We start from the raw sequence: 20,601 nt of genomic DNA, 5'->3' as shown, positions 1-20,601 counted from the left end.
AATTGTCATTCCGACGAAAGTAGGAATGACAAATAGTGAGATAAAATAAAAGTCATCAATGCGATGGCTTTTTTATTTAAAATAACCGGAGATTTTATCCAGTTCCAGTTCAGAATAATCAGAAACCACAATATTAGCCAGAGCATAGTCCTGCTTTTTTGAATGTAAACTCTTATAGGCTGCACAGAAGATATTCGCTTTATGCGCAGCTAAGATCCCATTGGTGGAATCTTCGATCACCATACAGTTTTCATTAGGCTCATTGGCCATTTGTGCCGCTAAAAGGAAAATTTCAGGATGAGGTTTGGATTCCTTCAGGTCAGCTCCGCTTATCTTTCCGCTGAAGTATTTTTCAATTCCGAATTTTTCAAAAACCATTTTAATCGTTACCATGCTGGCAGAAGAGGCTACGATCAGTTTAATGCCATTTTCATGATAATGCTTCATCAGTTCTCTTACCCCGGGAATAAGATCAAAATCCTCATCATTGTAGAAGTAATCTTTAAAATAAGTTCTTTTGATATCCGTAAGACCTTCATGAGTATGGCTGAGGTTATACTTCCGGATCAGGGTTTCACACACCCTTTTGGTAGAAGCTCCTGTGAAAGAAGCATACAGATCCTCCGAAACCTCAATTTCCAATTCACTGAACATTTGATAATAAGCTTTTTTGTGCAATGGTTCCGTATCTACAATGACCCCGTCCATATCGAAAAGCACGGCTTTTAAAGACATATTGAAAAGTTTTTGCAAAAATAGCTTTTAAAATTTAAAGATTAAAAGATTTAATAATTGAAGAATTAGGCTACAGACCGATGAATATTCAACGATTCCGCAACTCATAACTCATCTTCATAACTTATAACTCAAGTACTATTTTGTATCTTTGTGTAATCTTTTAATTATTAAATCTTTTAATCATTTAATTTTTTAATTAATAAATCATATATGAAAACATACGCAGGAATTCCTGAAGAAAATGCTACGTTAGAAAATTCAAAAGTAATGCTGGTAACCGTTCCCTATGATGGTACCTCAACATGGGGGAAAGGAGCTGATAAAGGCCCTGAATTGTTCCTGAATGCATCAGAAAATATGGAACTGTACGACATTGAAACCGGAACCGAGCCTTATCTTGAAGGAGTGTACCTGGCAGGAGAAGTTTCCGAAAACTCTACTCCCGAAGCCATGACGGAAGCAGTATATCAGAAAACCACAGAGCTTTTGCAGAATGATGGTAAGTTATTTACACTTTTCGGTGGTGAGCACTCCGTTTCTATAGGTTCTATTCGTGCAGTAGGGGAAAAATATGAGAATTTGACCGTTCTTCAGTTAGATGCCCATACAGACCTTCGTCCGGAATTCCATGGTTCCACTTCTAATCATGCCTGTGCGGTTTTTGAAGCCAGCCGGAAGCATAATCTGGTTCAGGTGGGAATCCGTTCCATGGATGTGGAAGAGTACCAATATTTGCCCGAAGGAAGAGTGTTTTTCGCTCATGAGATTGCCAATAATGAGAACTGGGTAAATGACGTTTTGGAAAAAGTTTCAGGAAATGTGTATATAACGATAGACCTGGATGCTTTCGACCCTTCGATTGCTCCGTCTACGGGAACCCCGGAACCGGGAGGATTGCAATGGTATCCAACCCTGGAATTATTGAGAAAAGTATTTGAAAAATGCAACGTAGTGGCTTTTGATATTGTAGAATTAATGGATTCCCCGATGGCTAAGCCTTCAGCTTTCTTAGCCGCTAAGCTGTATTATAAGATGCTCGCTTATTATCATATCAATCAGGATTAAAATTCCGCAGGAATCGGATTTTTTATGCAGTATATTCTTTGGAAATTTGTGAGATAAAACAAAAAGATATGTCCACACAAAGTCAGATAGATTATAACAGGATTGCTAAAGCGATAGAATATATCAGAAGTAATTTCAGGCTTCAGCCGGGTTTGGATGAAGTGGCAGAAAAGATTCATCTGAGTCCCGCCCATTTCCAGAAAATATTTACAGACTGGGCAGGAACCAGTCCTAAAAAGTTTTTACAGTTCATAAGCCTTGAACATGCTAAAAACCTGTTGAAAGAAGAGAACGCAAGCCTGTCCGATGCTGCGTATGAAACCGGCCTTTCCAGCACAAGCAGGCTTCATGACCTGTTTGTGAAAATAGAAGGAATGTCTCCTGCAGAGTATAAGAATGGCGGAAAAAACCTTACCATATACTACAGTTTTTCCGGAAGCCCTTTCGGAAATGTGATCACTGCTTCTACGGAAAAAGGGATCTGCTATATGGCTTTTGAAGATCATAAAGAAACAGCATTAGGCAACCTGAAAAATCAGTTTCTTAATGCTTCTTTTTTTGAAAAACAGGATCTCCTTCAAGAAAATGCGCTGTCTATTTTTAATAAAGACTGGAGCAAGCTCAGCACAGTAAAATTGCACCTAAAAGGAACCGATTTCCAGCTTAAGGTTTGGGAAAGCCTTCTCTCCATACCAATGGGAAGATTGTCCACTTACGGAAACCTGGCGGAGAAGATCGGGAATCCTAAAGCCTCAAGAGCCGTGGGAACAGCCATCGGGAGTAATCCGGTAGCATTTCTTATTCCATGCCACAGGGTGATCCAGTCTTCCGGGAATATCGGGGGCTACAGATGGGGTAGTGAAAGAAAGCAGCTTATCGTTGGCTGGGAAAGCTCACGAATATATTCCGAAAATATCACTTAAGGTTTTTTCAGAAGTTAAGAATAAGAAGAAAACCACCTTTAAAAAATACAAAGAATCTGATTAATAGGGATGGGCTTTAGCCGAATCCTGGCTCAAATGCCCTTTTTATAACTTTTATAGGGTAATTTCAAAATAAACTTAAGTGTTCAAAATCTTTGAGGCTTTTATAGTCAAAAAAAGTGTGTATGATCTTAACTTTTTTAGTCTAAACATTTTACATTAACTCTATGTTCAAAACAGTAAAACAATGATGAGTCTATTCGAGGAAATATCAGACTTTCCACTTAATATACTTCCCAAAGACGGAAACGTTCATTACTATGGCAAAATTTTTTCTGAAGACAGATCAGGCTTTTATTACAATTATCTATTCAATCATATTCCCTGGGAGAACGATGAAGCAGTTATCTTTGGTAAGCTGATTTTAACCAAAAGAAAAGTAGCATGGTTCGGCGAAAAAGCATTTGAATACACCTATTCTAACCGGACCAAATATGCAATACCCTGGACCCCGGAGTTATTGGAACTGAAACAGAAATGTGAAGAGGTTTCCGGTGAAACGTATAATTCCTGTCTCCTGAACCTGTATCATGACGGAAGTGAAGGAATGGCCTATCACAGTGATGGCGAAAAGGATCTGAAGAAACATGGTGCCATCGCCTCACTGACTTTTGGTGCGGAAAGGAAGTTTTTATTTAAGCATAAGCATACTAAGGAAAAAGTGGAGATCCGGCTGGAAAACGGAAGCTTGCTGGTGATGAAGGGAACCACACAGGATCACTGGCTTCATCGGCTTCCCCCGACCACAAAAGTGAAAACCCCGAGAGTCAATCTTACGTTCAGAACCATTGAAGAGTAAACCTTTCAGATACAGGATTTTTTAATATGTCTGTTGAAATATTTATATTCATCATAAAATGAAAAAAAACCAGAACTTTTCCGGTTTTTTATATAGATGAAAGTTTTTATATTTATTTGCCCTGTGTTTTCTTACCTGCAAATTTATTAAGCTTCATAGTAAGGGAAAACATCACATAACGTTTCAGGATGAGGTCTTCACGGTCTTCAAAATAAGAATTCATGATCGATCGTCTTACACTCTGGTTCTGATTCAGGACATCATATACCTTAACCTTTGCCGTAAGCTGTTTATTGAAAAACGAATAGCCTAAACTCGTATTCCAGAAATAAAAATCCCTTTTAAATCCCGGGGCAATATTGGAATTCGTATTATATTCAAAATCATTTCCGAAAACCAGCCTGCTCTGGAACAGGTAATTGGTTGTTTCCAGCTTTAATGCCTGATTGCTTGCCTGTACTTTATCAATACTGTAATTGGTGTATTTTGAAAGGCTGTAGCCAATACTGTAAGACGGTTTCAGGGTAAGCTTGTCCTTGATTTCGTAGGTGAGATTCAAACCGGGATAAAATCTGTAGGAATTGCTGGTAAAAGCCTGCCCGTTAATGAAACCCCTGCTGTAATCATAGTTCATGCTCAATCTTGGATTGATGGTCATTTTACTGTCTTTCCATTTGAAAGTCTTGCTGTAACCTGCTCCTAAGTTAAAATTCTTGTTACCGCTGACATTGGAATACGTGACGAACTGCTTCCCTGACTCATCGTAATAAGAATAATTGATAATATTATTATTTCCGTAGGTAAAGCCCATATTGATGTAGTAGCTGGTATTCTTTACCATATTGAAATTGTTGAAATAAAGATAAGTCCTGTTGGCCCACGGATTTTTAAGGTCCGGATTTCCCTGGTAAGCAATTAACGGATTGGAAAGATCCGTGTAAGGGGTAAGCTGCTCAGCAGTAGGGATGGTGAAATCTGACGAGTTGTATAAACTCAGCCTTTTATTTTCCGAGAATTCGTATTGCACACTTACGTTATGGCTGGGAAGGCCGAAGTTTTTCTGAAGTCCGTACGACTGCCCGTTAAAAACGGAATTTACTTTCATATCAGAAATATCAAGGCTTACCGATCCCCAGATATTGAACTTCTTTTTGTTCATATCAAAAGACAGCTCAGGGGAGATCTGATTGATCTTTTGGTCCATACTTGTGGAGAGAAGCGTATTATAATTGGAATATTCTCCCGTATTTGCATCAAAATCATTTACATCTCTTAAACCCCTGGATACTTTGGCTTCATAGCTCAGGTTAAAGCTTACATTGGCAGAATCGGAAAGAGGCTCGGTATAGCCTGCGCTGAAACGATAGCTGCTGTTCTGATTCCTGCTCCTGGAAAGCTGATTCCTGATATCATCGGGCTCCGTTCCCTGATAGAACAGGGTTTGTGACCTGTTCAGATTGCTATTTTTAGTTTCCGAAATGGAAGTATCCATATTAGCAGAGGCTACCCTTCCTTTTTTCCTGAACTTCTTTGAAAAATAAATGCTGGGACTGAAAGTATTGCCTTCCGAATCAGTACTTGTATAAGACTCATTCTCGTTAAGAAGAACATCATTCCGCAGTGTGGAAGATTTCGAATTGTTGAATGTAAATCCTTCCGTTCTGGAAAAAGAAGGGGAAACATAAATGTTGGTCAGGGAGTCCAGTTTGATCCTCGCTGAAGTATCAAAACTATACTGCCTGTTTTCATTTTCACCATTACTTTCAGAGTTGGTTTTTAAAGTATAATCGGGAAGCAGGGTTGTTCTTGAAACTTTAGACCGGGTTTCAAGGTTGTTATTGGTATGGATGATGCTTAAAGATTCCAGGTCAGCATCCTTTGCCAGCTTATCACTGTAATTAAAGCCTACGGTTGTTGATCTTTGAATTCCTTTCGCATTTCCTCCCTGCATATAATAGGTGGTATTACCAATTCTGGAAACACTGGCTCCCTGCATCAGCCATGAATTTCTTCCGTGGCCCATGCTGTCAAACACCTCATCATTGGAAAACCCCTGAGAGTTGATGTTATTCGAAGAAGCGAGTAGGCTTATTTTGGTGTCATTCTTAAAATAGCTTAAAAGAGCACTGCCTTCATAACGCTTATCTGAGCCATATCCCAGAGTAAGCCTTGAAATGAGCCCTTTGTTTTTCTTTTCATCAATATTGAAATTGATCGTGGTATTATTTGATTTTGCCGTTTTTCCACTTAGTTCCTCTTCCTTTGTTTTGGTGGTGGTGAACTGAATATTTTTAATAATATCTGCCGGAAGGTTTTGCAGCGCAATTTTACCGTCTTTGTCAAAGAAAGGTTTGCCATTGATCATGATCTGATCTACCTCTTTCCCGTTAACCGTGATCTTTCCTTCATTGCTGATCTCAACTCCCGGGATCTGCTTCAGCAGCTCTTCGATTTTGCTGTCTGGCCGGACTTTGATGGCAGATGCACTAAATTCTATGGTATCTTTTTTTATCTTTACAGGAGAAGCGGTAATCTTTACTTCCTCGATATTAAAGACCGAATTCTTTTCAAGCTCAATATCTCCTAAAGATAAGGATTGGCTTATTTTTTCAAATTTTTTGGAGTAAGAGATCAGTTTTTCTGCGTCAACCTTCAGAACGGTTGGTTCTTCCAGTTCATCTAATTTAAGGGAAAATTTACCCTCTTTATTAGTGGCCGTGTAATTAATGATCGATGAGTCTTTTTCCTTGAGAAGATATACGGTGGCGTTCTCTACGGGTTTCTTTTCATAATCAGCTACTTTTCCGTCAATATTGATTTTTTGTGCATGTAAAATTGCCAGGCTGCTAATGGAAATCAGCAGCAGCAATAGAGCTTTCTTCATTATATTGTTTTTTTAAGAGGCAAAAATAAAAAAAAACATCCCATTGCTGGGATGTTCCGTTAATATTTTTTGAAAAATTATGCTCTCAAATATCTTGAATAAGCATAACCTTCCTGTCCGTCATCGGTTTTTACTTTCCACCAATCGTCAGAAGTCTGCTCAATTAAAGTTACAGAAGCACCTTTTGCAGCTTTTCCAACCACAGCAGCTTCAGTAGAAGGCTCCTGTCTGATGTTCAGGTTAGAGTCTTCTGTAGCAACAGTAAGAGCCGCACCTGCAGCAAGACCTGCCACCTGTACATCGATATTGATGTCTGAAGCAGAATAAGTAGAGTCAATGGCTCCTAAAGCATTCCATACAGAATCTTTAGCAGCAGTGTTTGAAGCATTTCCGGAAACATAAAGGATCCCGTCCTGCTCTTGAACCTGAAGATTTGAAATCCCTGCAGACTGAGCCGCAGCAACTACACTTGAATATTTATCTTGTAATGTGCTCATTTCTAATTATTTTACAGTATAGTTAAAGTTTACTTTTCCTACTTTCAATGCATCTACAGACTGCTTGATTTTTTTTGCCTGCTCAGGAGAAACATTTCCTGTAAGTGTTAATTCTCCGTTTACCACCTCTACTTTTACAGAAGGGAAGTCTTTAACAGCATCCTGAACTTTTTGCTGAACAGCCGGATCTACTGCAGTAGTCGTTTCTACCGGAGCAGGTGCAGCAGCGATAGTAGACATATCCATCACATCTTTTACACCGCTGATCGCTTTTAACTGAGTAATCATAGCATCTTTAGACGCCTGGTCTGCAAAGGTTCCGCTAAGGTGAGCAACACCATCTTTTACCTCAACAGAAGCATTCGGGTTAGAAGTTACGATTGTTGTAGCTTGAGTTTGAAGGTCTGCATCAGAAACTTTCTTCTTACAAGAGATAGCTCCGAATGATACTGCTAATGCTAAAGCAGCCATTGCAATTGTTTTTTTCATAGTTGTATATTTATTAATGTTTTAATACAGTCAAATGTAATAATAAAATTTATACCAAAAGGTTAAAAATTATATAAATGTTTTTTAAATTTCTTGCAAGTTTTTCATAATCAGTAAATTAATTTTAATGCATCGCCAATTTAATGTGAAATCAAGCAGGGTGCAATAAAATCCTGTGCCCAACGGAAAAACTATTATATTTGTGCAACTTGAACTATTAATATGAAAGGACAAAATAAACTATTTATAGCCATTATTGTAGCCCTTATTCTAGGCGTGGGAATCGGAGGCTTCGTTCATGTACAGTATCCGGAAAGTGCAGAACCTTTTTCTAAGAACATAAAACTTCTGGGAACTATTTTCATCAGGCTTGTTCAGATGATCATTGCCCCGTTGGTATTTACAACATTGGTCGTAGGTATTGCCAAAATGAGTGACATTAAAATGATCGGAAGAGTAGGAACAAAAGCTATGCTATGGTTCATTTCCGCTTCCCTGATATCCCTTTTTATAGGGCTGGTGCTTGTGAACTGGCTTGAACCGGGGCATGTGACCAAATTGCCGATCCAGGATGCCGCTTCTGCCGAGGAATTGCTGAAAAGCAGCAAAGGCTTCTCTCTTGAAGATTTTGTAAAGCATGTAATTCCTAAAAGCTTATTTGAAGCATTTGCTACTAATGAAGTGCTGCAGATTGTAGTTTTTTCTATTATGTTCGGGGTTGCTTTGGCCAATTTAGGGGAAGAATATGCTAAGCCTGTTATTAAATTGTTTGACATTATAGCGCATGCTATCCTTAAAATGGTAGGCTATATCATGTGGTTTGCCCCTCTTGGGGTGTTAGGAGCAATTGCGGCCGTGGTGGCAACCAACGGTTTTGAAATTTTTAAAGTGTATGCCATTTATTTAAGGGACTTTTTCTTTGCATTAGCTATACTTTGGGCTGTTTTATTACTGGTAGGCTACCTGATCCTGGGAAAACGTCTTTTCGAGTTGATAAGAAGAATCAAAGAACCTTTGCTAATAGCATTTTCAACCACAAGTTCTGAGGCCGTATTCCCTAAACTGGTGGAAGAACTGGAAAGATTCGGTTGTAATAACAGGGTAGTGTCTTTCATTTTACCATTAGGATACTCATTTAATCTGGATGGCAGTATGATGTATATGACGTTTGCGTCCATCTTTATTGCACAGATCTATGGTATTGAAATGAGTATAGGGCAGCAGGTGACCATGCTTTTGGTACTGATGCTTACTTCAAAAGGAATTGCCGGAGTTCCGAGGGCTTCTCTGGTAATTATTGTGGCTACATGCTCCATGTTTGGTATTCCGCCTGAAGGAATTGCACTTATCCTGCCTATCGATCACTTCTGCGATATGGGTAGAAGTATGACCAACGTATTGGGGAATGCCCTTGCTACCTCAGCGGTCTCTAAATGGGAGGGGCAGCTGGATAATCATGGCGGGGATATGTAAATCCGGTTCTGATGAAAGGTAAAAATCTGCAAGCTCACAAAAAACGTATTCTGGAAAATGGTTATACTGTTATTAATGCTATTTTTTCCGAAGAAGAGATCGGACGGATAGCAGATGTTATTCAGAATATAGATACATCCAGGGAAAATTTCAGGAAATCTGAGGATCTGTTTGCCATAAGACAGTTTTTAAAGGAAATTCCGGATGTAAGAGATCTTATCTTTAATGACAATATTCAAACGATCATCAAAGATATTTTCGATGAGAGGTATTTTACAGTAAAAAGTATCTATTTTGATAAGTCTGAAAGATCCAACTGGTATGTTGCCTATCATCAGGATCTGACCATTTCTGTAGATAAAAAAACAGATCTACCCGGTTTCGGGCCTTGGACCACAAAGCAAGATCAGTTTGCCGTACAGCCTCCCCTAGACATTCTGGAAAATATTTATACGATCAGGATCCATCTGGATGATACGGATGAAGATAATGGTGCCCTGAAAGTTATTCCGAAGTCCCATTCCAAAGGGATCTACAGGCCTGAAACCATTGAGTGGAGGGTAGACCGAAGAGATCTGCAAAGTAGAAAAAGGAGGGGTGATGATCATGAAACCACTCCTTCTTCACGGCTCAAGCAGGACAACCAATGGCAGGAAACGAAGAGTTATCCACATTGAATTCTCTGCTAGTGAACTTCCCGAAGGGCTAAAGTGGTCAGAGAAGTACGCTTGGAAATAATGTGAGATTTTATATTGTTCCTGATGTCAAAAGTTGAAATTTATTGATCTTTACTATGCTGTTATTAAATAATCCTTGTAAGAACAATATTGTAGGTTCTGCCCACATTTCCGTTATTCGTAACGTTTATGGTTCCCGCAGAAGGCATGGTTAATGTATAGTTTAAAGAAGAAGAATTTCCACCATCTGCACATGTCGGTTTACCTGCCCAGGTAGTACCTGTAGTTGTTCTGTTTGTTTCTGTAAATGTAGGTGCTTTGGCAGATCCGTTACTGAAAAGTCCGTCTAAGCCCTTAATGGCATAATTATTATTGAAAGAATAGTTAGTTACCATATACTCCGCAACAGTAATATATGAACAGCCGTCACCAACAGTTACGATAGCTTTGTACACGGCACCGGCAGCCATACCGGTAATTAATGCTCCTGTAGCACCACTTGCAATAGTAGAAGACGAGGAAATGATGCCTCCATAAACGGCTGATGAAGAAGCTTTTATAAGAACCCCGTTTGAGTCAGAGTAAACCGGTGTTATAAAGTTGGAACCTGTTGCCATGTCCATTGTTCTCACTCTTGCACGTCCATTTATATCCAGAAGTTCAGAGGGAGCGGAAGTTCCAACACCTACTTGTCCAGCACTGGTGATCGTAACTTTGTTGCTGCCATTGGTCAGAATATTGACAGGAGTAGCAGTAAGAGTACCTATGTTTAATTCTGTACTGTTTCCTGTTGAATTAATTTGGGCGGCATTGTTATTGTCTACAAAAGCATTGATCTGTCCTGAACCTCCGTTAAGCTGTAATGCCCCTCTTGTGGAGCCTGTAGCTGTAATAATGCCCTGCGTTCCTGTAGTCCCTATTAATATATTATTAGCTCCGTTGGTAAAAGATAATGAATTTCCAGCTGTGGTTACAACTCTGTTTGCAGTAAGTGTGCCATTGGAATTATATATATTCAGATTGTTTATATTGAGTTTTATCCAGGCGGAGCCATTAAAATAGTAATAGCCTGCAGAATCTATGTTAGCTGCGGTTCCGGTTTGTGTTCCGGTAGCAATACTGTTGACATATATCAGGGTAGAAACGGGAACACCCGTCATGCTCTGAGCCTTTTGTCTGTCAACTCTGGGAAGTAAAAGCCCATCTACATCGGTCGAAGTTCCGGTTGGATTTTTAGCAGTAATATCAAAGGTTGCCTCAGGAGTGTCTGTGTTAATTCCTACTTGGGCATTCATGGATGTACAAAAGCAAAATATGCCAATTATACATGGAAAAATTGTTTTTTTCATATTTGTTGTTATTCTACAAATATAAAAAATAATAAGCTATATAAACTAATATTGAGTGTAATTTTAATATTTTAACAATTAATTGTAATTATTTCGTGATAAAAATTACTAATAATTCAATATGTAGTGAGATTATTTTGTTGTTGTGATCTCTTGTTTATTAAGGAGATATGTGTTGAATAGTATTTCCATGGGAAATTAAAACGCTCATCTAAATCTTTTTAAACTATCTTGTCATTATCTGAATTATGTAACTGCAGAATGAATATAAGAAGAAGTATTAAAAAATAAGAAAAAGGAGTAAGGTACATTTTGAAGAAGGAAGAAAGTAAGGGAATCTCCGCCAGGAATGGATGGCTAAACGTACTCCTCAGGAAAGATTTTACCTGTAAAACATTGCTTTCTTAGAATGATGTCCTAAAATAAAATCATATGTTTAAATGAGGTTGTTATAAAAATTTTAAGCAGTTTTAATATCCTATTTATTGTATTAGTATTACTTTACTGAAACTTCATCAATAAATATATAGGCCTCACCGCCTGCACCCTGATGCCACTCCGGGAGTTTCCCGAAATAATATGCTTTTACCTTCACATAGCGGGCTTCGGTCGGAAGGACTTCCGCTGCAAAATCTTTGATCTGCATTTTCTCGTCTTTAGGATCTATGGTGTTTTCTACAGTTTTAAGAAGAATATAACTTTTGCCATCCATTGAGGCATAATATTCCACTTTTTTAGGCATTAGTATCCATGCCCTATTGTCCTGAAGATAGGTAGAAGACAAATGGGTAAACTGCTGGGGAGATTTAAGGTCAATAATAACCTCGAAATTCTGTCCCTGATAGCCGTGCCATTCTCCTTTTCTCCAGTTCACATCCCCGTTGATGCCATCGATAAGGGCAAATTTACCTCCTGCAGTATATTGGGGATTTACGGTTGAATTTACGGTAATATCCCAATGATTAGGCCTTCTGTTGAAGTTAGCAACCGTAACAGAGCTTTTCTCACCATTTCTTTCAGCATAGGCATGAACCTGGGTGGTTTTATAAATAGCGAATGGGCCTTTATAAGCCGTAAAAGTTTTTCTTACATTGGCATCCCCTTCATCCAAAGTCATATAAAAAATTTTATCTTTATCATTAAGGGGAGTGATCTCCACTTTTGTAGAAAAATCAAACAACCTGTCTGCTGCAATTACCGGAGAAGCGGTCAGCTCATCGTACTTAATATCTTTTGCAGGTTTTATATTTTCAAAACCAAGTTTTTTAAGGTCGGCTTTGCTGGTGTTTTTGGTGATAACTTTTGTAGTTCCGTTTTCCAGATGAAGCCTGATCTCATCAAAATAAGGTGTTACTGTTTCCCATTCCGGTTTTCCAGGAGTTACGGAATAAATTCCCATAGCGCTTAAAACATACCAGGCGCTCATCTGCCCGCAATCTTCATTCCCGATGAGGCCGTCCGGAGCATTTTTATAGAAGTTATCGAGAATATATTTAATTTTTTCTTCTGTTTTCTGAGGCTTGTCTACAAAATTATAGAGGTAAGCAATGTGATGGCTGGGTTCATTTCCCTGCGCATATTGTCCCATCAGGCCGGTAATATCCACCTGTTCTCTGCCGGTGGTTTGGTCAGGAGCTGAGAAAATAGCATCAATAAACTGTTCAAATTTTTCTTTACCCCCGTGCGCCTGGATCAGTCCCGGAATATCCTGCTGAACGGAATAGGAGTAATGCCATGAATTACCTTCCGTATAATTGTTATTGACCTCTCTCGGGTCAAAAGGTTCGTGCCAGTTCCCATTTTTTCTGGGCTGCATAAAGCCGTTCTTAGGATTGTAAAGATTTTTCCAGTTTTGGGAACGTTTCATAAAATACTGGTAGTCTTCTTTCTTACCCAGAATTTTAGCCATTTGAGCTATGCACCAGTCATCGTAAGCATATTCCACTGTCTTTGAAACACTTTCGTGCTCATCGTCAATACTGATGTAATTATTATTTTTATAAGCATTTAATCCGAAGATATCCAGCATGGCCGAGTTTTTTGAAGCTTCAAAAGCCTTTTCATAATCAAATCCGGTGATCCCTTTTGCCATGGCATCCGCAATTACGGAAACCGAATGATAACCGATCATACATTCTGTCTCATTGGAGGCCAGTTCCCAGACCGGAAGCTTTCCGCCCTGTTCATATTGTTTAATAAAGGTATTGATGAAATCAGCTGTTCTTTTTCTGTCGATCAAAGTCATTAAAGGATGAGCAGCTCTGAAAGTGTCCCAAAGTGAGAAAACCGAATAATACCCGAAATCATCGGCCATATGGAGTTTATTATCTCTGCCTCTGTATCTTCCGTCTACATCCATATTGATATTCGGCTGGGTAAAAACATGGTAGAGTGCGGTATAAAAAACGGTCAGTTTATCTTTATCACCGGATTTTACCTCAATTTTTGAAAGTTCTTTATTCCAGTCTTCTACAGCTTGTTTCCTTACGGCTTCAAAATTATCGGATGTGCCTTCAGCCAGCATGTTTTTTGCAGCACCTTCATAGCCTGTGGGTGAAACGGCAACTTTGATACTAATCTTTTCTCCTTTTTTAACAGAAGCTGAAAAAGCTAAGGCCAGCCGGGTTCCTGTATAAAGCTGATCTTCCTGTTTTCCGTTTACCTCTTTCTTTGAAATTTTCATGGGTTTTGAAAACTCAATTCTTGAGTAGATGTACTGGTTGGTTGCCCAGGCTTCACTTCTCCTGAAAACTTCAATGGTTTTAGGATCAACAATCTTTACTTCGCCTTCCAGTAATTTATCCCTATGGTTAAGATCTAGGATGATATTGGCATTTCCGGAATTGTTGAAAGTGTATTCATGATAGCCTACTCTTTTTGTTGTCGTGAGACGTACATCAATATTATGTTTATCTAATTTAACAGCGTAAAATCCTGCTGTTGCTTTTTCGTTCTTATGTGAAAATTTTGAAGAATAGTCTTTATTACTGAGGTTTGGATCTCCCATAGTAGGCATCAGCATAATGTCCCCATAATCGGAAACCCCGGTACCGTTGAGATGGGTATGGGAAAAACCATAGATCACAGAGTCCGAATAATGGTAACCGCTGCATCCGTCCCAGCTTCCGTCAATCCTTGTATCCGGAGAAAGCTGTACCATTCCAAAGGGAACGATAGCCCCGGGAAAGGTGTGGCCGTGGCCTCCGGTTCCTATAAATGGGTTTACATATTGTGAATAATTTTGAGAAAACAGATTATGAGCAATAATCACTAAAAGAACGATAAATACTTTTTTCATTTTCAAATTAAAATTCCTTAAAAATACTATAAAATTTACTCCTGAAAAAGAATTTGTCTATGATTGTGTTTACTTATTCTAAATAGCTAAAATTTCCGTAAATTTGTAGACAATTTTATATAATTTATGTTGACGAAAGAAAAGGTTCAGGATTTCCTTAAAGAGATAGAAGTTGATGATTTGGTGAACAATCTGCAGATTATGGGTAATGATGTATATATTGATATGACCGCTCATTCTCCTGCCATGCATGAAAAAAAGAAACTGGAAGCTGCCATGAAGCAGGCTTTTGCCAGTGAGTTTGGAGAGGATGTACATTTGAAACTGAAAATCGTTTCTCCGGAACCCAGTGAAATTCAGCAAAGTCAGATCAAAGGAAAACAAATTCCCGGTATTCAGAATATTATTGCCATCGCTTCCGGAAAAGGAGGAGTTGGGAAATCTACGGTATCTGCCAATATGGCGGTCACTCTGGCTAAAATGGGTTTTAAGGTGGGACTATTGGATGCTGACATCTACGGGCCGTCTGTTCCTACCATGTTCGATACGGAAGGGCAGAAGCCGGTCTCAGTAGAGGTCAACGGAAAGAACTTAATGAAGCCTGTTGAAAATTATGGGGTGAAAATGCTTTCGATAGGATATTTTTCAGGAGCTAACCAGGCGGTCGTATGGAGAGGGCCTATGGCTTCAAAAGCATTGAATCAGATGATCAGGGATGCAGCATGGGGAGAACTTGATTTTTTACTGATCGACCTGCCTCCGGGAACGGGAGATATTCATTTATCCATTATCCAGGAAGTTCCCGTAACAGGAGCGGTGATCGTAAGTACACCTCAGCACGTAGCTCTGGCAGATGTAAGGAAAGGAATTGCAATGTTCCAGATGGAAAGTATTAATATACCGGTTCTTGGATTAATCGAAAATATGGCGTATTTTACACCGGAAGAACTGCCTGATAATAAATATTATATCTTTGGGAATCAGGGGGCACAATATCTGGCAGAGGATCTGGGAATTCCTGTATTGGGAGAAATTCCGTTGATACAAAGCATCAGAGAAGCAGGAGACGTAGGGAGGCCGGCTGCTTTGCAGGAGAATTCCAAAATAACAGAGATCTATACAGAAACGGCTAAAAGAATGGTAGAAAGCCTTGTGGAAAGAAATAAACATCTTCCTCCGACTGAAGCGGTAAAGATCACCACAATGGCAGGATGCTCACCCAAAGCTAAACAATAATTCAATTAATTTCAAAAACCGAATTGAACTAAAAAAATATGGAAACAAATATAACACACGAAGATACCGTAACAAGAGTAATGGAAGCTCTGGACAGCATACGCCCATTCCTGAATAAAGACGGCGGAGACATTGAGCTTATTGATGTGAAGGATAATCAGGTTTTTGTAAAGCTTTTGGGGAATTGCTCCGGATGCTCATTGAATTTTTCAACACTGAAACTGGGGGTTGAAAATACTATTAAACAGCACGCTCCGGAAATTGAGAAAGTGATCAGTGTAGAGTAAAAAATAGCAAAAGATATATTTTTTTAAGACAGGTTTTTGGCCTGTCTTTTTTGTTGTTTGAGGGTTTCGGGTGGCGGGAAGCGAAGCTTCCCGCCACCCGAAACTTATTTTAATATAACATCGGTCTTATATTCCTCAAAAATCTTAAGTATTTTATTAAATCTGGCTTTAAAAAGTTTTTTACTTCTTTCATGATTTTGCCAGGTTAACTCTGAAATAGATTTTATCCCAAAATCACCCCTCATGCAATCATGTAAAGCATACAAATTTCGTCCAAAATAACCTCCTATGCCATTCACTTCTTCACCAATTGTACAGAAAAACTCATCTAAATTGTGAAAATCATTCCCGTCAATTTGAATTTTAATATTTTCTTTTGCGGAAGTTATTTTCATAGTATGTAATGCATAAACCAGCCAGCCTTGTAATTCATCTTTTCTAAGGTCTTTCCAGATATTCTTTTCGCTCATTTGGTTATTGATTTTCAGTTCCCAAGATTTATGATATCCCTTAGGATGATGCCAGACATTACCACTCAGATGGATATTAGTTTTTGAAGATTTGATTACTTTAATATTACTGACGAAAGTTCCGGTTAAAATTGATTTGTTTTCATCCAGCATATAAATAAAACCATTGTTTTCATACTTTTTAGTAGCTTTTTCTATTGCAGATTTTAAACTTTGAATATTATCAACATTGATGAGCCTTAATTCCCGATAACCAAGATTTGTTTTAATGCTTTCCAGATTTTTTACATTCTCAATATAAGCAATGATTTGTGGCTCATGTAATGTATCAATGGCGAATGCAAACATAACTACAATTCTTAATTATTCATATTTTTAATTCCTTGGATCATTTTCAGTGCAGTAACAGATTCTTCCCAAAAGATCCTTTTCACAATTGTTATTATTGTGCTAAATTTTTAATATCCCGGATCTCCAGAGTAGAAGTCGGATATCCTTTCTTCACCGCATTGATCATGGCCTGCCCGACCTGATGTAAGGTCAATGATTTTGAAGGTAGCAGAATAGGGAAAAACCAGATGAAAGGCCTAAAAAACCATTTGACATTGATCTGTCCGTCTACAGGTTTCATAAATCCGGGACGGAAATTATAAGCTGCTTTAAAACCGAGTTTTTTTAAATCGTTCTCTGTCTTTCCTTTTACACGGGCCCACATCAGCTTTCCGCTTTCCGTACTGTCGGTATGGGCTCCTGAAACATAATTGAAAACCATTTCCCGATTTTGATGTAAAACAGCTTTGGCAAAATGCAGAGTGGTATCATAAGTGATTCTGGTATAATCTTCTTCACTCATTCCCACACTGCTGATCCCTGCGCAGAAAAAACAGGCATCATATCCTTTTAAATTTTCATCATTTCCATCAATTTTCAGGAAATCCGGGACCATATATTCTTTTAATTTAGGATGCTTCTTTCCCGAGGGTTTCCTGCCTATGCTTAAGACTTCTGAAACACCCTGGTTATCAAGGCATTCCATTAATACGCCTTCACCTACCATTCCGGTAGCTCCAGTGAGGATTATTTTGATTGGGTTAGGGTTCATTTTTTATAATTAATAATAGCATGACGATTGATGCCTTTAATTTACTTTAAAAAAGATAAAGCCAACTACAAAAATGCAGTTGACTTTTAAAAATTATCAATTGAAAGTTTATTTTTTATTCTTCAACTGACTGTAAATATTGTGTATAAGACCGTCTGCTACAGAGATTTTAGGAACAAATATCCTGCTGATATCTGCCCATGCCATCACATTGTTATAAATTTTCAAAGCGTGCACCAAAACATCGGCTCTGTCTTCTCTCAGATTATATTTTGTCATTCTTTCTTCTACGGTAAGGGCGTTAAATTCTTTATACACCTTTTTAAGATGGGATAATGACATGGGTTTTCCGTCTTTGGTTTTGCTCATGGAGAACACTTTATTGATGTTCCCTCCTGAACCAATAGCAACAATGGGTTTTTTGCTTACGATATTATCTTTTATCTCCTCTTTCATCTCCTTCCAGTTGTCAAGGGTTACCAGGTTGTTCAGCAAACGGATGGTTCCGATATTGAATGACTTCTCATATTTCATTTTACCGTTTTCATAGAAGGTAAGTTCGGTAGAACCGCCACCCACGTCTACATACAGGTAAGAAAATTCTTTATCCAGTCCCTCGGCAACATGGTTTTCATATACCAAAGTGGCTTCTTCATCTCCTGAGATGATCTCAATATCGATCCCGGAAGCTTTCTTTACTTCTCTGATGATATCCTGTCCGTTGGCGGCATCACGCATGGCACTCGTCGCGCAGGCCCTGTAATGCTCTACTTTATAGATTTTCATCAGATCACTGAAGATTTTCATGGAATCAATCACCATTTTTTCCCTTTCTTCCCCTATCTTTCCAAGGGTAAAAACGTCCATTCCCAGCCGTAAGGGAATCCTTAGAAGATTAAGCTTGATGAATTCGGGTTTTCTGTTATTGATCTTTACTTCATTGATCAAAAGTCTTGCGGCATTACTTCCTATGTCTATGGCAGCGATCTTCATTTCGTACTTGTTTTAGCTTTTAAATATTTATAAATTTCAATCTGAGAACGGCATTCCTTTTTGTCATTTTTTACATATTCGTTGCTCAGTTTTTTGTCCAGTATCCTTGCTTTTACATTGTCTTTCAGTTGAATGTCAAGAATATCCTTTAACTCTTTTTTCAGATTTTTGTCCGTGATTTTGGCGGCTGCTTCAATCCTGTAATCCAGGTTTCTCGTCATCCAGTCTGCTGAGGAAATATACATATCTTCGGAACCCCTGTTATAAAAATAGATCACCCTTGCATGTTCCAGATATTCATCCACAATGCTGACGGCTTTTATTTTTTCTTTAAAATCCTTTTGATTGACGGCACAATAAATTCCCCGCACGATCAGCCGTATGACCACTCCTGCTTTGGCTGCATCATATAGCTTTGTAATGACGGCCCGGTCGCTTAACGAATTAACCTTGACGATCATTTCAGCTTTTCTGCCGGCTTTGGCCTCTTCAATCTCCCGGTCAATATGGTGAACTATTTTTTCACGCATGAACTGGGGGCATACCAATAAGCTTTTACAGGTTTTCAGGACAGGTAAATAATCATCCTTAGGCTTTTTCAAAACATTGAACACCTTATTGATATCTGCCATAATGCCCCGGTCAGCAGTCATCAGCAGATGATCTCCATATACTCTGGCCGTTTTTTCATTAAAATTTCCGGTACTTATAAAGCCATACTGAATAGTCTTGTTATGGGCTCTTTTTTTGATAATACAGAGTTTGGCGTGAACCTTTTTGTTGGGAATCCCTATCAAAACATTAATTCCTTCTGCTTCCAGCGTATCTTTCCATTCAAGGTTAGATTCTTCATCAAATCTTGCCTGAAGTTCCAGCATGACGGTTACTTCTTTGCCATTTCTGGCGGCATATACCAATGCATTGATGATCTTTGAGCTGCCTGCTAAACGATAAGCTGTGATCTGGATTGACTTTACATCGGGGTCCATTGCAGCTTCGCGTAGCAGGTCGATAACAGGATTGTATTTATGATAGGGAAAAGTAAGCAGTACATCGTCTTTTAAGATGACATCCGTTACCCTTTCCCCGTTTTCAAATGCGGGGTGTGAGAAGGAAGTTCTTTCCTCAGGCCTTTCATAGGTTTCAAAAACATCAGGAAAATCCATAAAATGCTTGAAATTATGAATTTTACCTCCCGGAATTATGCTGTCTTTTTTGGTCAGGTTCAGTTTGCGGATAAGCAGTTCTAATAATGCTTTATCCATATCCTTATCAAAAACAAAACGTGTAGGTTTTCCTTTTCTTCGGTTTTTTATCCCTTTTTCTATTTTCTCGGCAAAATTGGTTTTGATGTCATTATCGAGATTCAGTTCGGCATCTTTTGTCACCTTAAAAGCATTGGCAGAAAATTCATCATACCCGAAATAGGAGAAAATATGGGGAAGGTTAAATGTAATGACATCTTCCAGCAGCATGACGTTTTTTTCTTCGGGATCTTCGGTAGGCAGTAATACAAACCGTCCTACGAAGCGTGAAGGAATTTCTATAATCGCATAATTGCTTTGGTACTGCCAGTCTTTTTTTCTCATGGCTACACCCAGATAAAGGCTTTTATCCCTTAAATAGGGCATAGGTGTGTTATCATGAAGAAGGATGGGAATAACATTGGATTCCACCACTTCATCAAAATAATTTCTTACAAACTCCTTTTGTTTTCCTGTCAGGTTTTTGGAGGTTTTAATAAAGACCTTTTCATCTGCCATTTCAACCTGAATTTTTTTCCAGGTCTTATCAAAATTTTGCTGCTGCCTGATCACAATATCATTAATTCTCTGTAATATTTTGGAAGGTGTCTGGTAAAAGGACTCGGCAATTACTTTTTCCTTGAAATCCATAGCCCGCTTTAATCCTGCAACACGTACCCTGAAGAACTCATCTAAATTATTGGAGAAAATCCCGAGAAAGCGGATCCGTAAATGAAGGGGAACCTTTTCATCCATTGCTTCCTGCAATACTCTTTCATTAAAAGCTAACCATGTAATATCCCTGGGATTGAATTGTAATGACATATAAAATGATAAAATTTATCAAAAATAGTAATTCAAAACCTTCTATGGCCAATGCATCAGGTTAAACTTTGATTAATTTTTAAACTTTGTCACTATCTATCACCGTTTAAATCGTGAATTTATTGGTTATACCGGAGAGTGTGTCAATTTGTCAGATATTTCTCTATGGTACAAATATTGAGAATTTGAGAG

The 20,601-nt window shown here is 38.5% G+C and carries 17 protein-coding genes; 7 read left to right on the top strand and 10 right to left on the bottom strand.

Translation table 11 applies throughout. The features are described from left to right. Window positions 1-72: 72 nt before the first annotated feature. A complete protein-coding gene (locus HNP38_RS06985; protein ID WP_184186590.1) occupies window positions 73-735 on the bottom strand; it encodes an HAD family hydrolase in 663 nt (220 codons plus the stop codon). A gap of 213 nt (window positions 736-948) precedes the next feature. On the opposite strand from HNP38_RS06985, the gene speB reads away from it, so the two are divergent. From speB to HNP38_RS06970, 3 genes are all read left to right on the top strand, one after another. Then, window positions 949-1,803: an agmatinase gene (gene speB, locus HNP38_RS06980; protein ID WP_184186587.1), complete on the top strand. Its 855-nt coding sequence runs from the start codon at window positions 949-951 to the stop codon at window positions 1,801-1,803. Between the two features lie 68 nt (window positions 1,804-1,871). Beyond that, the gene (locus tag HNP38_RS06975; RefSeq protein WP_184186584.1) at window positions 1,872-2,726 is read left to right on the top strand and encodes a bifunctional helix-turn-helix domain-containing protein/methylated-DNA--[protein]-cysteine S-methyltransferase; all 855 of its coding nucleotides are present in this window, start codon (window positions 1,872-1,874) and stop codon (window positions 2,724-2,726) included. 250 nt (window positions 2,727-2,976) lie between these two features. Beyond that, window positions 2,977-3,585 carry an alpha-ketoglutarate-dependent dioxygenase AlkB family protein gene (locus HNP38_RS06970; protein WP_184187658.1) on the top strand — a complete coding sequence of 203 codons (609 nt, stop codon included), beginning with the start codon at window positions 2,977-2,979 and terminating at the stop codon, window positions 3,583-3,585. A gap of 112 nt (window positions 3,586-3,697) precedes the next feature. On the opposite strand, the gene HNP38_RS06965 is transcribed toward HNP38_RS06970, so the two are convergent. The 3 genes from HNP38_RS06965 to HNP38_RS06955 all read right to left on the bottom strand — a co-directional run bounded on the left by HNP38_RS06965 (window position 3,698) and on the right by HNP38_RS06955 (window position 7,455). Continuing rightward, complete coding sequence (locus HNP38_RS06965) at window positions 3,698-6,469, bottom strand: TonB-dependent receptor (protein ID WP_184186581.1); 2,772 nt, start codon at window positions 6,467-6,469, stop codon at window positions 3,698-3,700. 77 nt (window positions 6,470-6,546) lie between these two features. Further along, window positions 6,547-6,966 carry an SH3 domain-containing protein gene (locus HNP38_RS06960; RefSeq protein ID WP_184186578.1) on the bottom strand — a complete coding sequence of 140 codons (420 nt, stop codon included), beginning with the start codon at window positions 6,964-6,966 and terminating at the stop codon, window positions 6,547-6,549. A 6-nt stretch (window positions 6,967-6,972) separates the two neighbouring features. Beyond that, a complete protein-coding gene (locus tag HNP38_RS06955) occupies window positions 6,973-7,455 on the bottom strand; it encodes a BON domain-containing protein (RefSeq protein WP_184186575.1) in 483 nt (160 codons plus the stop codon). Between the two features lie 222 nt (window positions 7,456-7,677). On the opposite strand from HNP38_RS06955, the gene HNP38_RS06950 reads away from it, so the two are divergent. Together HNP38_RS06950 and HNP38_RS06945 are read left to right on the top strand one after the other, a co-directional pair. Continuing rightward, window positions 7,678-8,928, top strand: a complete 1,251-nt coding sequence (locus tag HNP38_RS06950) for a dicarboxylate/amino acid:cation symporter (RefSeq protein WP_184186572.1) — start codon at window positions 7,678-7,680, stop codon at window positions 8,926-8,928. An 11-nt stretch (window positions 8,929-8,939) separates the two neighbouring features. Further along, complete coding sequence (locus HNP38_RS06945) at window positions 8,940-9,605, top strand: phytanoyl-CoA dioxygenase family protein (RefSeq protein ID WP_317166708.1); 666 nt, start codon at window positions 8,940-8,942, stop codon at window positions 9,603-9,605. A gap of 125 nt (window positions 9,606-9,730) precedes the next feature. Here the strand turns inward: HNP38_RS06945 and HNP38_RS06940 are convergent, their stop codons facing one another. After that, the gene (locus tag HNP38_RS06940; RefSeq protein WP_184186569.1) at window positions 9,731-10,900 is read right to left on the bottom strand and encodes a hypothetical protein; all 1,170 of its coding nucleotides are present in this window, start codon (window positions 10,898-10,900) and stop codon (window positions 9,731-9,733) included. A gap of 550 nt (window positions 10,901-11,450) precedes the next feature. After that, window positions 11,451-14,252, bottom strand: coding sequence for a GH92 family glycosyl hydrolase (locus tag HNP38_RS06935; protein ID WP_184186566.1), 2,802 nt, complete (start codon window positions 14,250-14,252; stop codon window positions 11,451-11,453). 126 nt (window positions 14,253-14,378) lie between these two features. Here HNP38_RS06935 and HNP38_RS06930 point away from each other — a divergent pair, with 126 nt between their 5' ends. After that, window positions 14,379-15,488 (top strand): Mrp/NBP35 family ATP-binding protein, encoded by a 1,110-nt coding sequence (locus HNP38_RS06930; RefSeq protein ID WP_184186562.1) that lies wholly within the window; start codon window positions 14,379-14,381, stop codon window positions 15,486-15,488. A 38-nt stretch (window positions 15,489-15,526) separates the two neighbouring features. Beyond that, window positions 15,527-15,775 (top strand): NifU family protein, encoded by a 249-nt coding sequence (locus tag HNP38_RS06925; RefSeq protein WP_121460316.1) that lies wholly within the window; start codon window positions 15,527-15,529, stop codon window positions 15,773-15,775. 104 nt (window positions 15,776-15,879) lie between these two features. Here the strand turns inward: HNP38_RS06925 and HNP38_RS06920 are convergent, their stop codons facing one another. The 4 genes from HNP38_RS06920 to ppk1 form a co-directional block, all read right to left on the bottom strand. Then, window positions 15,880-16,593, bottom strand: coding sequence for a barstar family protein (locus tag HNP38_RS06920; RefSeq protein ID WP_184186559.1), 714 nt, complete (start codon window positions 16,591-16,593; stop codon window positions 15,880-15,882). Between the two features lie 94 nt (window positions 16,594-16,687). Beyond that, window positions 16,688-17,347 (bottom strand): NAD-dependent epimerase/dehydratase family protein, encoded by a 660-nt coding sequence (locus tag HNP38_RS06915; protein ID WP_184186556.1) that lies wholly within the window; start codon window positions 17,345-17,347, stop codon window positions 16,688-16,690. A gap of 108 nt (window positions 17,348-17,455) precedes the next feature. Next, on the bottom strand, window positions 17,456-18,340 hold the full coding sequence (locus HNP38_RS06910; protein WP_184186553.1) for an exopolyphosphatase: 885 nt from the start codon (window positions 18,338-18,340) through the stop codon (window positions 17,456-17,458). After that, window positions 18,337-20,409, bottom strand: coding sequence for a polyphosphate kinase 1 (gene ppk1, locus HNP38_RS06905; protein ID WP_184186550.1), 2,073 nt, complete (start codon window positions 20,407-20,409; stop codon window positions 18,337-18,339). The genes HNP38_RS06910 and ppk1 overlap by 4 nt, the downstream gene beginning before the upstream one ends. Window positions 20,410-20,601 lie beyond the last annotated feature (192 nt).

It is taken from the genome of Chryseobacterium defluvii (genome assembly GCF_014204415.1).
GTDB classification, from domain to species: Bacteria; Bacteroidota; Bacteroidia; order Flavobacteriales; family Weeksellaceae; genus Chryseobacterium; species Chryseobacterium defluvii_A.
The sequence above is the reverse complement of the archived record's forward strand: the minus strand, read 5'-3'. Positions and strand labels throughout refer to the sequence as shown.

Bases quoted from the DNA above. Each gene is read 5' to 3' on its own strand.
- HNP38_RS06910 (WP_184186553.1), bottom strand. From the start codon at position 18,340: ATGAAGATCGCTGCCATAGACATAGGAAGTAATGCCGCAAGACTTTTG.
- HNP38_RS06975 (WP_184186584.1), top strand. From the start codon at position 1,872: ATGTCCACACAAAGTCAGATAGATTATAACAGGATTGCTAAAGCGATA.
- HNP38_RS06965 (WP_184186581.1), bottom strand. From the start codon at position 6,469: ATGAAGAAAGCTCTATTGCTGCTGCTGATTTCCATTAGCAGCCTGGCA.
- HNP38_RS06935 (WP_184186566.1), bottom strand. From the start codon at position 14,252: ATGAAAAAAGTATTTATCGTTCTTTTAGTGATTATTGCTCATAATCTG.
- ppk1 (WP_184186550.1), bottom strand. From the start codon at position 20,409: ATGTCATTACAATTCAATCCCAGGGATATTACATGGTTAGCTTTTAAT.
- HNP38_RS06955 (WP_184186575.1), bottom strand. From the start codon at position 7,455: ATGAAAAAAACAATTGCAATGGCTGCTTTAGCATTAGCAGTATCATTC.
- HNP38_RS06970 (WP_184187658.1), top strand. From the start codon at position 2,977: ATGAGTCTATTCGAGGAAATATCAGACTTTCCACTTAATATACTTCCC.
- HNP38_RS06960 (WP_184186578.1), bottom strand. From the start codon at position 6,966: ATGAGCACATTACAAGATAAATATTCAAGTGTAGTTGCTGCGGCTCAG.
- HNP38_RS06920 (WP_184186559.1), bottom strand. From the start codon at position 16,593: ATGTTTGCATTCGCCATTGATACATTACATGAGCCACAAATCATTGCT.
- HNP38_RS06985 (WP_184186590.1), bottom strand. From the start codon at position 735: ATGTCTTTAAAAGCCGTGCTTTTCGATATGGACGGGGTCATTGTAGAT.
- speB (WP_184186587.1), top strand. From the start codon at position 949: ATGAAAACATACGCAGGAATTCCTGAAGAAAATGCTACGTTAGAAAAT.
- HNP38_RS06940 (WP_184186569.1), bottom strand. From the start codon at position 10,900: ATGAATGCCCAAGTAGGAATTAACACAGACACTCCTGAGGCAACCTTT.
- HNP38_RS06930 (WP_184186562.1), top strand. From the start codon at position 14,379: ATGTTGACGAAAGAAAAGGTTCAGGATTTCCTTAAAGAGATAGAAGTT.
- HNP38_RS06950 (WP_184186572.1), top strand. From the start codon at position 7,678: ATGAAAGGACAAAATAAACTATTTATAGCCATTATTGTAGCCCTTATT.
- HNP38_RS06925 (WP_121460316.1), top strand. From the start codon at position 15,527: ATGGAAACAAATATAACACACGAAGATACCGTAACAAGAGTAATGGAA.
- HNP38_RS06945 (WP_317166708.1), top strand. From the start codon at position 8,940: ATGAAAGGTAAAAATCTGCAAGCTCACAAAAAACGTATTCTGGAAAAT.
- HNP38_RS06915 (WP_184186556.1), bottom strand. From the start codon at position 17,347: ATGAACCCTAACCCAATCAAAATAATCCTCACTGGAGCTACCGGAATG.